The sequence below is a fragment of the Methanogenium marinum genome, assembly GCF_028912405.1.
Classification (GTDB): Archaea; Halobacteriota; Methanomicrobia; order Methanomicrobiales; family Methanomicrobiaceae; genus Methanogenium; species Methanogenium marinum.
Genome location: NZ_JAKELO010000002.1, coordinates 1,980,777 through 1,995,935, shown reverse-complemented (window position 1 = coordinate 1,995,935; position 15,159 = coordinate 1,980,777). Strand labels below are relative to the sequence as shown.

The 15,159-nt window shown below is 49.9% G+C and carries 12 protein-coding genes and 1 tRNA gene; 8 read left to right on the top strand and 5 right to left on the bottom strand.

From position 1 onward, the window contains the following. The first annotated feature begins 2 nt into the window (after positions 1-2). Positions 3-437: an HNH endonuclease gene (locus L0665_RS09970; protein ID WP_274925535.1), complete on the top strand. Its 435-nt coding sequence runs from the start codon at positions 3-5 to the stop codon at positions 435-437. On the opposite strand, the gene L0665_RS09965 is transcribed toward L0665_RS09970, so the two are convergent. Beyond that, the gene (locus L0665_RS09965; RefSeq protein WP_274925534.1) at positions 416-1,147 is read right to left on the bottom strand and encodes a hypothetical protein; all 732 of its coding nucleotides are present in this window, start codon (positions 1,145-1,147) and stop codon (positions 416-418) included. The two genes, L0665_RS09970 and L0665_RS09965, sit on opposite strands and share 22 nt — an antisense overlap. A 62-nt stretch (positions 1,148-1,209) precedes the next feature. Here L0665_RS09965 and L0665_RS09960 point away from each other — a divergent pair, with 62 nt between their 5' ends. The 5 genes from L0665_RS09960 to L0665_RS09940 all read left to right on the top strand — a co-directional run bounded on the left by L0665_RS09960 (position 1,210) and on the right by L0665_RS09940 (position 10,590). Further along, positions 1,210-5,787 carry a NosD domain-containing protein gene (locus L0665_RS09960; RefSeq protein WP_274925533.1) on the top strand — a complete coding sequence of 1,526 codons (4,578 nt, stop codon included), beginning with the start codon at positions 1,210-1,212 and terminating at the stop codon, positions 5,785-5,787. Then, complete coding sequence (locus L0665_RS09955; protein WP_274925532.1) at positions 5,784-7,817, top strand: hypothetical protein; 2,034 nt, start codon at positions 5,784-5,786, stop codon at positions 7,815-7,817. Before L0665_RS09960 ends, L0665_RS09955 begins: the two co-directional genes overlap by 4 nt. Then, complete coding sequence (locus L0665_RS09950) at positions 7,814-9,049, top strand: right-handed parallel beta-helix repeat-containing protein (protein WP_274925531.1); 1,236 nt, start codon at positions 7,814-7,816, stop codon at positions 9,047-9,049. Before L0665_RS09955 ends, L0665_RS09950 begins: the two co-directional genes overlap by 4 nt. Positions 9,050-9,162: 113 nt before the next feature. Beyond that, positions 9,163-9,930, top strand: coding sequence for a protease inhibitor I42 family protein (locus tag L0665_RS09945; RefSeq protein WP_274925530.1), 768 nt, complete (start codon positions 9,163-9,165; stop codon positions 9,928-9,930). Positions 9,931-10,104: 174 nt separating this feature from the next. Beyond that, on the top strand, positions 10,105-10,590 hold the full coding sequence (locus tag L0665_RS09940; RefSeq protein ID WP_274925529.1) for a GyrI-like domain-containing protein: 486 nt from the start codon (positions 10,105-10,107) through the stop codon (positions 10,588-10,590). A 213-nt stretch (positions 10,591-10,803) separates the two neighbouring features. Here L0665_RS09940 and L0665_RS09935 read toward each other — a convergent pair. Further along, positions 10,804-10,877 (bottom strand) — tRNA-Val (locus tag L0665_RS09935). Between the two features lie 343 nt (positions 10,878-11,220). On the opposite strand from L0665_RS09935, the gene L0665_RS09930 reads away from it, so the two are divergent. Continuing rightward, complete coding sequence (locus tag L0665_RS09930) at positions 11,221-11,499, top strand: DUF1294 domain-containing protein (protein WP_274925528.1); 279 nt, start codon at positions 11,221-11,223, stop codon at positions 11,497-11,499. A gap of 723 nt (positions 11,500-12,222) precedes the next feature. On the opposite strand, the gene mch is transcribed toward L0665_RS09930, so the two are convergent. The 3 genes from mch to L0665_RS09915 form a co-directional block, all read right to left on the bottom strand. Beyond that, positions 12,223-13,170, bottom strand: coding sequence for a methenyltetrahydromethanopterin cyclohydrolase (gene mch, locus L0665_RS09925; protein WP_274925527.1), 948 nt, complete (start codon positions 13,168-13,170; stop codon positions 12,223-12,225). Positions 13,171-13,234: 64 nt separating this feature from the next. Further along, complete coding sequence (locus L0665_RS09920) at positions 13,235-14,368, bottom strand: ORC1-type DNA replication protein (protein ID WP_274925526.1); 1,134 nt, start codon at positions 14,366-14,368, stop codon at positions 13,235-13,237. 63 nt (positions 14,369-14,431) lie between these two features. Beyond that, the gene (locus tag L0665_RS09915) at positions 14,432-14,923 is read right to left on the bottom strand and encodes a hypothetical protein (protein ID WP_274925525.1); all 492 of its coding nucleotides are present in this window, start codon (positions 14,921-14,923) and stop codon (positions 14,432-14,434) included. 20 nt (positions 14,924-14,943) lie between these two features. Here L0665_RS09915 and L0665_RS09910 point away from each other — a divergent pair, with 20 nt between their 5' ends. After that, complete coding sequence (locus tag L0665_RS09910) at positions 14,944-15,153, top strand: hypothetical protein (RefSeq protein WP_274925524.1); 210 nt, start codon at positions 14,944-14,946, stop codon at positions 15,151-15,153. The last annotated feature ends 6 nt before the right edge of the window (positions 15,154-15,159 follow it).

Here is a 15,159-nt window from a genome sequence, read left to right as displayed (position 1 = left end):
ATATGGCCCGGCCAAAACAGGCAATTGATTTTCAGCGTAGTCTCTTTTCATTTCACACCGGAGGCATTCCACCCTGCAGGGATCAAACGGGGTTGAACGCCTACCGGCGCCTCTGCTATTCCTGTCCATATTCAGTGCGCAGAGAAGGGATTCTCTTCTGCCACCGCCACGACATGGTAGTCACGGTGCGGGACAAATACGGGCTGAAGGAATGGAAACAGCTTAGGAAAGTCATTCTGGCTCGGGACGGCCACCGATGCAGGCATTGCGGTGCTGAGGAGTACCTCCACATCCATCACCGGGACGGCGACCGGACCAATGACACACCTGATAATCTCATCACCCTCTGTGAGCGATGCCATTCCAGCGTCCATGCAAAAGAACGGAAGAGCTGGCACGTCTACGATTCCGGACTTCAGGAGAGACGGACCGTGTAAGATGGTGATTCACTCACGATCTGCCCGCCACCTTCTGCCGTTATCCTGACATTAACGGAAAATGAGGCGATGCCCAATGTCTTTGCCTGTCGGGCAACACCTGTCACCCACTCAAATTCTTCCGGGGGGGAATTCGGGTCAAGTGGGAGGGACAAAGTAACCGGACGATACGGAGGGGAAGTGGTGCCCAGATCAAATGAACCCTCCCACAGGGTAATAAATGGCAGGCCGGGAGATGGCACAGCAATATCCAGCCGCAGGGAAACAGGGGCCGAAAACTCCTCACCCGGCACCACCCGCACCTGCATCTCAAGCAATTCTCCTTCTTCTGCCTGATATCCATCAGCCGGGGCGTAGGTAAGAGAAAACGAATCAGGGGAGACAGGATTCATCAGCTCACCGGACTCATCAGTCACACCACCACCTGTTCCACCCACACCATCGGCATCCTCTGGCATCACTCCCCGGGCAGAGGAAGTTTCCACAGATTCATTACTCACCAATGACGACCGGGCACCTTCAGATGATACAGGAGATGGAGAATCACCATCTTCCAAACCCGTCGAGATATTCCAGAATGCATCAAGACATCCACATGACAACACCACAAGCAGACAAAAGACAGGCATCAGGGCAGAGATAATTCCCCTAATCTGGTTTTTCCGGCATACTGAAGCACTCCTGCCTTCACCCATCTCTCCCTCCTTCATACCCCTCAGTATTCCTGAAACCATATATAATCCATCTGTCACGGGAACCTGGGCTGGCAATCATGTTCAGGACAGCCAAAATACTAATATCAGATAAACCCATTTTCCCTTACGGGCAGACACTTGATTCTGGGGACAGTGGCTGCCAAACACCAGATTTACGGGATTCGGGGGGATCTATCATATATAATCTGAAATTAGGCAAATGGGGACTCATATTAGTATTATTTATCATTCTGGCAGGCATTTCAGGTTGTCTGGCTGCAGAGATTGCCATTCCTGCAGATCGTGGCACCATACAGGACACAGCAGACTATGCACAGACAGGAAACGGCATCGTTGTCACACCAGGAATATTCGAAATGTATGGAGAGGCAGATGCGATCCTTCCACTCCAGGGAACTGAAATCGCGGAATTTTACGGAGACAAATATTCCAAATCAGATGGAATCACACCGGAACAGACATCGGGCATCATCACAGTCGATGATGACGATAATAACATTCCGGTACCTCCCGCGGACTATACAACAATTCTCGATGCACTCGCTTCATCGGTGGACGGGGACACCATCCTCGTCTACGCAGGCAATTACACAGGATACCATGAGGTCGCATCCCGGGTAACCCTGACCGGTATCGGGTGGCCGGTTGTCACCGGGAGAGCAAATGATCCCACCAATCAGATTGGTGATGTATTTGCATTCCGTGCTGACGGGTGCGTCCTTGAAGGGTTTGACATCCGCGAGGCGGAGTGGAAAAATGCTACCATCAGTTCCCTACAGGATTCTGCCTGTGTCAGAATAGGATATGCGGCAGGGACTGTTTCATCATGGAGTTTTGGTGATGCAGACAGTATTATCGTCCGCAACAACCGGCTTGAGGATGGATGGTATGGCATCATTGCCACCACAGGGTCGGATAACAATCTCATCTACAACAATACCATCAGTGACACCCGGTACGGGGCCTGGTTCGACTATGCGAAAAACAACCGTTTCACCAACAATATTGTGAGAGACACAGTCAACAGTCCCCTCAAAAACACCTATTTTAAATCTTCAGTGGACAGTTATCCGACAGGAAACCAGTTTGAAGACAATCTCTTTGATTCTGATGAGGCCAGTTATACGCATACGATTCTCATTGAGGATACCAGTGGGAATTTATTCAAAGGCAACACCCTTCTGAACCGGACCAATATCCGGATTGCGGGTGACGGGAACACAGTCTCTGAAAATACTATATCAGGCCCGTCTGAACACCACTTCGCAGCCATTCACATTGATGAGAATGGGAACACCGTTCTGAATAATACTATCAGGAATCATAAATACGGCGTCCTGCTGGAAGGAGGCGTGGACAATCTTCTGATGGCCGGAAATACCATAGAAGACTGCACCTATGGATTCGGATATGCAGGCGATCTGAATTATGCCTCCGGAAAACCGGCACGGAATGTCATTGACACGACAAATACCGTAGACGGAAAAACCATCTACTGGGTCGTGGGGGAGACAGGCAGGACATACAATTACTCCACCCTCATTCCCGCACCCGGTTATCTTGCGCTCATTGGGTGCAGCGATTGTACGGTTGCTGACTTTTACCTGGAGAATAATGCCCAGTCACTCCTCATCTACCGGTCAGACAACATCAGCCTGAACGGTATATCTGCCCACGGAAATGCCTACCATGGCATCCTTGTCGGAGAATCAGAGGATATTACCATAACAGATTCCCACGCGGATTCAAACGGGCAGGATGCGGTGGATAACAGCGGCTATGCAGGCATTTATGCAACAGATACCGAGAGAATGCAAATAATACGCTCAACAACAACGGCCAATAATCCGACAGGAATATTCCTCCAGTACAGCTGTCCGGATGTCCTCATTAAGGACTGCACAATTACAAACAACGGCCATTCCAGCGAGGAAGACGAATCATACGGGATACGGAACTCCGGATCAGACAATGCCCGTCTTGTGGTAACAGGCTGCTTTATCGGAAATGATTTTTCAACCCGCCAGGGCATAGGCATTGCAAACCATGGCCAGGGTGCATTTATTTTTAACAACCGGTTCTTCAACAATTCAATAATCCCTGCAGAGAACTGGGGCGCAGATACCCACTGGAATGGAACGCCTGTCTCAGTCATCAATATCCTTGGCGGGCCGTGGACAGCCGGAAACTTCTGGGATGACTATTCCGGGAAAGATACGACAGGTGACGGGCTGGGCGACACATCGGTGCCGTATACCACCGGCGGGGGCGTCCCGGGAGAAGACTACTATCCCCTGGTGGACACATTCATCCCGGATACAAAGCCGCCGGTGATCATCATCCATGCGCCGGTTGATGGTGAAACCTACCCGGCAGCCAGTGTCCCCCTTATGGTTTCAAGCCCGGACAGTGATGTAGCTACGTGGTGGTATGCCCTCGATAACGGGCAAAATCTGACATTTGTCCCGGATATCGTCCTGCCGCTGCTCGACAACGGTTCCCACACCCTGCTCGTTGGTGCACGGGACGAAGCCGGAAATAAAAACAGCTCCGTTGTGACCTTCATGGCAGAGGTGGATACCACCCCACCCCGGATAGAACTGATTTCACCGAAAGAAAACATGACTTATACCTCCCATGAGATTCCCCTTACCGTTCATTCACCGGATAGTGATGTATTCTCCTGGTGGTACACCCTTGACAGCGGGGGGAACATGGCATTCATCCCGAATACGACACTCACCTCCATTCCGAACGGTGGCCATCTGCTCCGTGTCTTTGCCGACGATATCATCGGCAATGTGAATTCCACGACCGTAAACTTTACTGTGCAGGTTCCAGAACCCACACCGACACCCACCATATCTCCCACACCAACTCCACCATTGACTCCCACCCCAGTGCCCACCCCCACACCCACTCCACCGGATGACGGTGATGATGACGCAACGCCCGCGGACGCCTATCCCTTCCCGATAGTTGAGGAGCCCGATTTTGCAATCCGGATTCTCACCCCAGCACCGGTCCGAATGACCGAACGATTCACCGAGATTACCTACACCGCACCCCGGCCCCTGTCCCGTACATATTACCAGTTTGACGATGGTGAGATGGTGCAGGTAACAGCCGGTGCAGCCATTCCCATCGGACGCCTGACCCTCGGCACCCATACCATCACCGTGACAGGCGTGGATTACTATGGCCGCTATGGGGAAGGAACGATTGTTTTTACGGTAATTCCCCTTGCACTGGGAGAGATGGAAACAGTGGGTACCGATGCATATCCTGACGAAGCAACGTTCAGCTTCACCGGCCAGAGAGGGAACTATACCCTCACCTTTGAAGCTGAGACGAGCGCAGAAGAGAGCGTCGGCGTCTTCATCAACCAGAAGCTGACCGGAGTTCCCGGAGAAGGGGCGACAGTCACAAAATCCGCTTCACGAAACGGGCAGGTGGCAACCATTGCTGACCCGCGAACCGGGTGGCAGACCTACTCAGTGACGGTGCCTGACGAAATGGTTGTGACAGATGATGAGAATATCATCTCCTTCATCCACGCAACAAACCCATCGCACACAGACAGCCTCGCCGAGTGGCACGTCCGTAATATAAACCTTGCACCATCCCTGCAGATATCCGCTCCGTCTATTGAGGTATTCACTCCCGACCAGGCATGCGGACCAGATGAGGATATGATGGCATGGGTAAAGATCAAAGGCGTTGCACCTGATGATCAGTATAATGCGACCGTCTATCTTATCGCACCTGACGGAACAGAAATATCGTTTCCCGAAGGGACAGGTGATGTGACACCTCTTGACGGACAATCTGTCACGAATAACCACAACGGCCGCCTTCCGGGTTCCGTTATTTTCAGTGGGGAAAATGTTCCCGGGACATATCAACTGGTCGCGACCCTCACACCAAAGGGAAGTAGTCAACTGGTATCACTCTCATCTGTTCCGGTATACTACAGTGCAACACCTTCTGTGAACCTCTACCAGAACCGTCCAGACCTCGCGGACGGAATGCCGCTTCGTGTCACTGCTGCTATCACCAGAGGGGAGGAGGACATGGATGCCTCACTGACGGTTCTCCTCGAACCCCCGGAAGGGCCGGATCTCTATCTGCCGGGAGGAACAGAAACCTTTGCTGCCACAAGGATGGAACCACTGATATCTCAGTACATACTCCTGCTGGACGAACCCATCAGCGAGGGGTGGCAGGATGGCACTTATACCGTCCGTGCCCGGTTAACCGGAAGGGAAGGGACGCCCCTTGCAGAAGATACGATCACATTCACTGTTTCACGGGACGATGGAACCCTGCAACTGGTATTCCCCCGTGATGTCAGAATAAAAACGGTGACTGAAAGCAGAATCAGACTGACAGACATTTCCACACGGGAAATCGTGCTGGAACGTATCACAGATTACCCCAATACGGAAATCACCCTGGATGTGCCTGCAGGCACGTATCTTGTAAACGGCGAGTGCACCACCGCGGATGGTGGTCTGTGGATAATTCCCACCGGATCTGCCAACCAGGCAGTAGTAAAGGCAGGAAAAACGACGGTGAAGGAACTCTCTTTTCTGACACCGATGGGGGACATATACACGGAGGTGAGCACATGAACATGAAAACATCTCTTCTGGCCCTGCTGTTCCTGAGTATCCTCTTTACACCAGCTCTTGCAGAGACAGACGGATGTCTGGCACCGACCGTTTATGTAACACATATTTCAGCGGGTGACAGCGTAACTGCTGAGACAGCGGCTCTCCTGAACCTCCGATTCACACAGACCCTGCAGGAAGCAAACCCAGGTGTTCGTATCAGTTCAGCAGCGGAGATTGGTGAACTCCTCCGGGAAGAACATGAGAGGATGTTAGCCGGCACAGATACCGTGACAAACGAAGCCTCCATCGGACAGAAGATCAATGCGGAGTATGTGGCAGCACTTTCCATCAGGCAGGTGGGGTCACGATATGTGGTCACCTCATCTCTCTCAGATGCCGACCTCTTCATCGTGGTGGGACGGGCATCTGCCGAAGCTGTCTCAGAGGAAGGACTGGGCGGTGCGGTTTCACAGGCGGCAGCAGACCTCGGCGATCTTTCAGCTCTTATCCGAACGCATGAAAAAACGCATCCGGTTCCACCACGCGGCCCGTCACTCTCTATGGCAATTAGTCCCACATCGGTAACGGCAGAAGACATCCGCGACACCACAACCATCACAGCGACGGTCACCACCTGTGCTGGTGACCCCGTGCCGGGCACAAAGGTCTACTTTGAAGCAAAAACAACAAGGGGATGGGTGCGTGGTGAGGGCGAATCAGAAGACCCCGGCTGGTATGGATGGCAGTATGCCGTCACCGGTGCTGACGGGACGGCACATGCCACCTACCGGCTGGACGCCGCACGGGGCACCGGCGCTGGAAAAGATACGGTGAACATCGGAACAGACGGACGTGGCGGAAAGGACGCAACATACCGCGTGGATATTCCTATCACCGGGGTGATCCTGGAGGCGCTCCCGGCAAAAACAGAGATCCCACCGGAAGGACAGACAGATGTCATCATTTCCCTCTTTGAACTGTCGCCGGACAATACCCGCCGCCCGCTTGCTGACCGGAGTATCTATCTCGAGAAATACCGGCTTTCGGACGGGGTCCGCGTCATTGTGGCCGGAAAAACGGATACAAAAGGGAACCCGGTCACCGATGCAAACGGTGAGGTGCTCCTGAAGTTTATCGCCGGAACAAAAGAGGGCACAGAACAGATGCGCATCCTCTTCCAGGATGTCGGAGTCGGGTATAGTGATGCGGTTGACACATGGGTGGAAATTCATGTAAAAAAGGACGAGTATGCAGGAACCATAAACTGGAAAGAGTCCGGAAAAATGGCGTATGAATTTTCGTTCCAGAGTATGCATGATTCCATTGCATATGATTATTCATTCGGCTTTACCGGACACACCACCAAAGAGAAGAATACAGGAAAAGAACTGACAGATGCCTCATACACCTTCTCGGATTCATATGATCTCTTCTCCTCCGGCTATACAGTGTATGAAACTTCACCCACCAGTGAACACTATGACATCGTGCCATTTGAAGAGGAATGGAATGTGAACTCATCCATTCACGGCCGTGTTGCCGGGTATCCGACCATCAACACAGTACTTAACGAAAAATTCTCATCATATGAAATACCTGTTACCCCCTATCCAATACCATTGCCCGCTACAGGCACCCATTCATATGATACCACAATGACCTTTTTTTCCCACGGCACTCCCCACAGGGGAACGACCAGCGGTACGATTCCGGCAGCAGGAACACTCTCTGTCGGAAGCGCAGGGCCAATGACTGCCATCCGCATGGAAAGTATGCCGGTGCTCGACTCTGACGATCCGGATAGATGGATCAGTGATACACTCATGCGTCAGGGGAACGGGATAAATGAAAAGATGTCCGCACTCAGCGATACAAAGATCACTGGCTTTTTGGAACAGACCGGAAAGAACGTCTTTGAACAGTCGTGGTCGACACGCGACACAGGATCATATCATGACACCCTCTTTTCATTCCTCAGTTCTGATGCAGAGATGGATCTGGAGCAGTCATTTACCCGGGATGTAACCCTCCGGACGGTGAAATTATGAGCAGAATATCTGTGCGGGCAGCCACCATTCTTCTGTTTCTCCTCGTAGTGATGACGGGAAGTGTTCAGGCCCAGACTCTATCGGTTGCACCTTCCGGAGAAGACTACTCTGGCCTGCAGCAGGCACTTGATGCAGCTTTACCTGGTGATGTGATTGAAATTGCAGCGGGCACCTATCCAGGCGGAGTAATTGTAAATATTCCCATCACCCTCGCTGGAAAAGACAGTGCCACCATAGGCACCGGTGCTGACACTGTCGCCCTCTATGTGAATGCAGATGATGTTGTCATCCAAAATCTGGTCTGTATTGCATCAGGTGCCGGGATAATTGCAAACCAGACGAAAGGATTCCGGGTAGATGGGTGCCGGATAATAAGCGATGACAGCGGAATTATCCTCACTGGTTGCAGAGAGAGTGCAGTTGCCAACACAGAAATCACTGCCCTCAGAACGGGTATCGAAACAGTGTTCTGCAATACCACAACAATATCCCGATCCAGAGTTTCCGGCGATAGTGTGGGCATATCAATTAAAGATTCATCTGATACGGCGGTTGAGACTACACGCCTTCTCGGTTCTGAAATCGGCATTATTATGGAAAATTCAAATCGATGTGGACTGAAGGACACCATGTTCGCAGGGGTTGGGGGTGCAGTCCTCGGGATTGGCATCAGTGAGTTCACGATCACCGGTTCCACATTTACGGATGTCACCCAGTATATCCAGTTCTATGCTGCATCCGAATGCAGGGTAGAAGCACCATCTTTGCAGGGTCCTACATTTTTTGCAGCAGATATATTCTCTGACACCGAGTACCGGTGTGATCCGTATTCCATTTTCGGGCGAGACTTTGGTCTTCTGTATGACCCTTATGAAGCACCCGAAGGCTACCTGCTCTTCGGGGATGCGATGAACATCACATTCATCGCCGCAGCAGAATCAACAGAACTGCCTGTTGTTATCATCACCGCAGACCTTCTGGAAAACACGACAGGAATTGCAGAAAATACCTATGGTATCTACCGTACCGATGCAGGGGAACCGGCGCTGATTGCAGTTCCAAAAGTCTCATCTGAAGGAGGGCAAATCCTGCAGACAACCGTGACGGAACCCGGCAATTTTGCCCTGATGGCCCGGGCAGAGGAAGAAGAATCACCATATTATTACATCTTCCTCTGGGTAATTGTCGCCCTCGGTGTGCTGTTGCTTCTGGTGCTGTGGCGAAAGCAGTAAAGACAGAAAGTAAGAAAAAATCTTCTTTTTTCAAATGCCGGATATGAGTGCGAATGAATTCGAAATTATCGCTTGGTTTATCAATCTGCCCGCCAATATTCCACTGAGCGCCTATGAAACAAATATACGGAATATTAATCGCAGTCGCCCTCGTCGGCATTCTCTGTGCAGCGGGGTGCACCACGACTGATACAGGAGGAGAGACAACAACACCGACACCCACCCCGGTGCCAGGGAACACTGTCTCAGTTGCGCAGGACAACAACGGCGATATCATCCCTGTTGACATGCAGACAGAGATCATAATACGACTCCCGGAAAACCCCACAACCGGATATTCCTGGAATGTGACCGATGCAGACAGCCTCGCTATCACCGGTGACACGTTCATCCCACCAGAAGAACAGATACCTGGTGCTGGCGGTGTGCATGTCTGGACTCTCAAGCCAAACACGACCGGCCTTGTGACATTCAGTGCCGTATACGTCCGTTCGTGGGAAGATATTCAGCCGGATGATGAGAGATACACCATCACCTTCTACGTAGCACCGGAGGGAACCTCGGTGGTTGATGTGACCAGTGCTGACAACGGAACCACCATCTCTGTGCCAAAAGACGGTGCTGTGCTTGTCGCACTGAATGAAAACCCAACGACCGGATATCAGTGGAATGCATCAGTTTCAGGCAGTGCAGAAATTACCGCTGACTCATTTGTTCCCCCATATTCTGAGACACCTCTTGCCGGTGCAGGCGGAATTCACAAGTGGCTGGTAACATTTGACGGGGAGCCCTCCGGAACCTTTGACGCGGGATACACCCGCCCATGGGAAGAGACAACGGCAGATACTGAATTGTTCACTGTCACCTTTGCCGGGGTTTAATTACCTCCCATTTTTACCAATATATTTACATCTCCTTTTCAGAAAGGAAGAATGACAGCAGTGGCAGGTATTGCAATATATCCCCGCCACAGGCATTCCTTTAATCATTTATCACTTTCATCCTGCCCGGCGAATCAATAAATAGAATATTAAGCAATTCTTCGATGAACACCTATGACTGACATTATCATCACTGATATTGCACCACAGACAGTCCTTGGCATACGCCGCCGGGGCTTTTACCAGGAGCAGATTCCTGCAATGATTATGGAACTCTTTACCTACGTGGAACAGGAAGAAATTGAGATCGCCGGCATGCCACTATTTGTCTGCCACGAGACATCCGTTGAAGAAACGATGCGGGCAGCAGAGGAAGGAAATGCCGACATTGAAGTCGCAATCCCAATACCATCCCCGGTTGAGATCACTGCAGAAGGCACCGATGGCATCACCTGCTATGAACTCCCCGGTGGGACGATGCTGAAAGCGATTCACAAAGGGCCGTATGCAACGTCAGAGGTAACCTACAACGAAGTATTCGAATGGATGGCTGCACACAAAAAGGAAGGAACCGGCCCAATTCGCGAGGTGTACCTGAATGACCCGGGTGAAGTGGCAGAAGAGGATATTCTGACAGAGATTTACGTGCCGATGGGATGAAATGTGGGAGGAAAATCCCCACAATTGAATATTTTAAAATACGTTCGAATTCGGGCAGATTGATTTTAATTGGTAATTCAGTCCCAAAACTGAATTCGTAAAATCATGATTAGGTTAAGAATACGATATTTCCGAAGTATCGATGGAAAAAATTGAATATCCGTTGAATACTTCCAATCAAAGATGAAAAACAATTCATATGCCGAAAAACGATGGGCCTGCCCGGATTCGAACCGGGGACCTTCGCCGTGTAAAGGCGATGTCATAACCAACTAGACCACAAGCCCTACTAACACCTTGTGCCTTAATTCCATTTTTTTCAAAGGAGTTAAGCCTTCCGAATTCATCGTGACAAATCGCTGAAAAGTGTTGAAAATCTCATTTACGTTCCTGTTTCCCCGTTCCAATTTCCCCGTCTCAATTTCCTTCTTCTCAAATACAGTCATTCACATTTTTTTCATAGTCTCTTTTCTTTTCCTGTTATCTCTCTCCCTCCCTTTTTTCTGCATAATACCTTCCTGAAGCCTATTTATGATACGCCACCATACATCTTTCAGAAGAAAAAATTGCAGTAAATTTGCCTGATTCAGCTGTATTCTGCTTTTTCCCTGCAAAAAAAGGAAACATCCCATGCAAAACATCATCATATTCGCGGCCTGCTACGTCGTGGTAAATATCATCGCATTTCTTGTCTATAGACAAGACAAGCGTAAGGCAGAAAACGGTGCGTGGCGTACACCAGAGAAAACTCTCATCATCGCAGCATTCCTTGGGCCGTTCGGGGCATACGCAGGCATGCGTCGATTCCGTCACAAAACGCAAAAACTGAAGTTTAAGCTTGTCCCGTTCTTTCTCATCCTCCATTGTGGTGCTATCATCTGGTTTGGATATATCGTTCTCATCATGTGAAAGAGAAAAAAAGAGAGGGAGAGAGAAGAAGCACACCAGACGGGTATCCATGCCGGAATCAACGAGGGAAGGGTGCTTCTTCTGCGTCATTCCTCCATTCTTATCTTTTTCGATTGTCAATTCAACACATACCTTCTCTTAAATCCTCCCGGATTTACGGATACCTCTCCATCAACAATATCTTCATAATTATCGCACCCTTCCAATCCACACCCGGAATCTGCGAAAGAGACAGTGAAGGAGAAAAACTGATTTCATCTGCTGAAAATACATTCATATCCCATTTTCATGAGATTTCAAAAAAGAAATGTTGATTAAAATCCCCAAAAGGACCATACAATTGAGGCCCCCACCATCATGATGATAAAGAGAACAGCCACAATTTTGAACCAGCAGGATTTGCAGACCCCAAAAGGACCCATACAGTCATCACAGCAGCCGGTTTTACAGGTTTTACATGAGGAAGTTGCCAAAATTTCCGGGTGCTTTTTGCAGTGCGTATTCGTCATTAGTCCTGAATTGGGGTAGTAAGCAAAAAAGATGACGAAATGATATTTAGCCCCAATATATCTAAAAACGGTTTTAAAAAAGTGGAACAAATGCACAGATAACCATATTTCACAGAAAGCGAAAGAAAAGAAAAAATCTACGAAATATCGCCGTTCCTGAGAGCATACAACCAAATATTCCGGGAAAATTAAAAAACCGGAAAAAAGAAAATATTCAGAGGTAGCCGAAGGACTGGAGGGTCACTTCAGGGTTTACTGCACCGCAGTGGTAGACCTTTCCTTCAGAAACTTCATTGATGGTAACTTCTGCCGGTGCAAAGAGTCCCTGATCAATCTTAAAGAAGTCGAAATTTGCCGCCTTGAATGTGTCATAGAACGGCTTGCCATAGGAAGAGGACGTGTTGGACGGAATCTTGTCGACATAATCTGCGATGTCGGCACCGTCGATGGTCAGGTTAATCTGGCCAAAGTAGATGGTAGCATCATTGGTGCAGCCCATTGCCTTGGTGGAGTCCGACTTCACCGGGGGTACCGGGGCTGAACCACATGCACAGATAACCTTCTTTGGATCGTAGTGGAGCTGTTCGAGGCGGTAGATAGCTGTCTCAACACAGCGGCCGGCGACCTGAACAGACCCAACCACAGATGCGGTTGGTGCAACAACGGCACAGACATTTGCGACATCAACATTGCATGCATCTGCAATCTTCTGCATCACTGCCTCATTGGGAAGTGAATCAGACTCGAGACAGATAACAGCAAAGTCACAGTCGTCTTCGTATTCTATGAGTTCGTAGCACTCCTTTGGGTTGCGGGAGAGGGCACGGGCCGGGCCACTGCCCATTGCGAAATACTTCTCGTGGGTAATTCTCCAACCCGCTTCCTGTGCACCAAGGCATGCCAGTGCAGGGAAATCGGTGTTGACATCGATGAAAGGCATCGGGACGTGGTTAATCTGGCCCATCCGGAATGAGACCTCTGCAAGGCCGCCCATGCAAATTTCAGTAAAGCGTTTTCCTGCGGCATATCCGCCTTTTGCCTGAACACCACAGTCAACGATGCGTGCACCGTTGTCGAGCTGGTGGAATACTGCATTGAAGTCTTCCGGGAATTCTGCAAGCTCTTCAAAGAGCTCAAGTGCAAGTTCATTAATGCTGATCATAAGAGATAACTCCTAACGCATACATTGTTTGAACAAAATAGATAAGGATTGTTAATTGGTAGAGTCAGCAACGATCAATCTCTTCAATAACACGGTCCGGATCGTACCGAAGGGTGATCAAACGGGTCCTGCCCCGCCCTTCCCGATAGTGCAGATTGATAAGCCGCATAGAATCAAATTTTGTGACCATCTCATAAAACCGGGTATAACCAAGTTTCATTGAAGATGCCTTCACCGCCTCATGCACCTTTCCTGCGGCCATCTCATTCTCTTCGTGTGAGCGTTCGGCAATCAGATACAGGAGGGCACGTTCTTCCGGACGGAGGGCATGAACAGTTGCCGTGAGGTGCAAATATTTTGAAACCTCATAGGCACGGCAGATATCATCGCGCTCCACACTCCGACGGGCATCCTTCTCTGCATTGAGGCCCGCCCGTTTTAAGAGATCAATACCCACCCGGAGGTCCCCGCCTTTCAGGGTATGCTCAGTGATGAGTGCCAGCATTTCGTCATTTATAACTCCCGGATAAAATCCCTCTTTCACACGCTGGAGAAGAATCTCCTTAATCTCATCCTCGTCATAGGGCGGGAAGTAGATGTCAGTCGGCTGAAACACAGACACCACGCGTGCATCAATCATCTGCATCAGGTCAACAGACATATCAGAGATTACGGTTATCACCCCTATTTTTATGCCAGGATAAGCCTCATGGGCCCGCAGGAGAGTGTAAAGTACATTGTTGATCTCACGTTCATACGTCAGATAATTCGCATCGTCAAGGCAGACAAGGAGAACCGTATCTTCCTTTGCCAGGAGTTGACAGACCCCATCAAAAACCTGTTTAAACGATGTACCGGAACCAGGGGGGAGATGCCCGGAGAGGCGCCGGAATATCTGGGAAAATATCGCAAATTTGGTATTATCTATCTGGCAGTTGATATGCACCGGAAATATTTTTTTGGTGTGCTCTTCGATCTCGGCAAAGAGTTTCCGGATACTGGTTGTCTTTCCGGTGCCCGGCAAACCGCGACAGATAGTATTCATGGGGCGCCCACCACGGAGAGCCGGTTGTATCTGAAAGGCAAGTTCCTGTTCCTGCGTACCACGAAAATCGAACTGCCCGGGGACGAAGTCAAACTCAAATACCTCCATGTCCTTAAAGATTGACTCATCCCACATCAGCAGGTTCTTTTTCATACCAGTGAATCTCACGGCGGGATATATAAGAATAGGTGTTTGTTGCGTTCACCCCCGCAACACTCAGTGCTGTGCTTTTTGCAGGGTTTCCAGACAGGCCTTACAGAGAGGACGATCCACAAAGAGATAACCCAGCTTATTCTCTTTTTTTGAGATCGGGGCACCACAGTCTGCACAGACAAAACTGGTTTCATCCTTTACCGGCGCTACGGGCAGAGGAGCATCAGATGGATTTATAACTCCTTTTTGTGCATCTGATTGCACCGGAATTCCGGCAGACAGATCTGATTTTGTACCTCGTTCTTCCTGCTGAGACAGAGTTCCATCATTCACAATATCCCCCTTCCCAGGAAGAACACGGAACCGATAATGTGCAATCTGTTTTTCGGTTTCCGGATCATTTTTCCCGAATCCGGCAAGTACATCGTCAAGATACCGGGCGAGATTCTCTGCGTCCTCAATGGTCTCGACATCTCCTTCCACGGCAACACGAAGATTTTCATACCGTTCAAGGTTCACAGTCACGCCAATTGTCAGTCGTTTTTCCGATGTCATACTGCTGTCAGATATATGGTATGTCTGCCCTCTGTAGTTATCTCTTCCCCGCAGAGGGCACGAGTATTTATCGCATGGTGAAAATAAGTTATAGTGCGAACGGCAGACAATGCCGTGCCGGGCAAATGATGACAGTTACCCCCACTGACAACCGGATGATGATGCTGGGGTCTGATGCCCACATTATGGCACCCGACGCATTCTGCCAGCCGTTTTTTATCAAAATATGATTTTGG

Coding starts and splice junctions, on each gene's coding strand:
- L0665_RS09970 (WP_274925535.1), top strand. CDS start 3: ATGGCCCGGCCAAAACAGGCAATTGATTTTCAGCGTAGTCTCTTTTCA.
- L0665_RS09965 (WP_274925534.1), bottom strand. CDS start 1,147: ATGAAGGAGGGAGAGATGGGTGAAGGCAGGAGTGCTTCAGTATGCCGG.
- L0665_RS09960 (WP_274925533.1), top strand. CDS start 1,210: ATGTTCAGGACAGCCAAAATACTAATATCAGATAAACCCATTTTCCCT.
- L0665_RS09955 (WP_274925532.1), top strand. CDS start 5,784: ATGAACATGAAAACATCTCTTCTGGCCCTGCTGTTCCTGAGTATCCTC.
- L0665_RS09950 (WP_274925531.1), top strand. CDS start 7,814: ATGAGCAGAATATCTGTGCGGGCAGCCACCATTCTTCTGTTTCTCCTC.
- L0665_RS09945 (WP_274925530.1), top strand. CDS start 9,163: ATGAAACAAATATACGGAATATTAATCGCAGTCGCCCTCGTCGGCATT.
- L0665_RS09940 (WP_274925529.1), top strand. CDS start 10,105: ATGACTGACATTATCATCACTGATATTGCACCACAGACAGTCCTTGGC.
- L0665_RS09930 (WP_274925528.1), top strand. CDS start 11,221: ATGCAAAACATCATCATATTCGCGGCCTGCTACGTCGTGGTAAATATC.
- mch (WP_274925527.1), bottom strand. CDS start 13,170: ATGATCAGCATTAATGAACTTGCACTTGAGCTCTTTGAAGAGCTTGCA.
- L0665_RS09920 (WP_274925526.1), bottom strand. CDS start 14,368: ATGAAAAAGAACCTGCTGATGTGGGATGAGTCAATCTTTAAGGACATG.
- L0665_RS09915 (WP_274925525.1), bottom strand. CDS start 14,923: ATGACATCGGAAAAACGACTGACAATTGGCGTGACTGTGAACCTTGAA.
- L0665_RS09910 (WP_274925524.1), top strand. CDS start 14,944: ATGTCTGCCCTCTGTAGTTATCTCTTCCCCGCAGAGGGCACGAGTATT.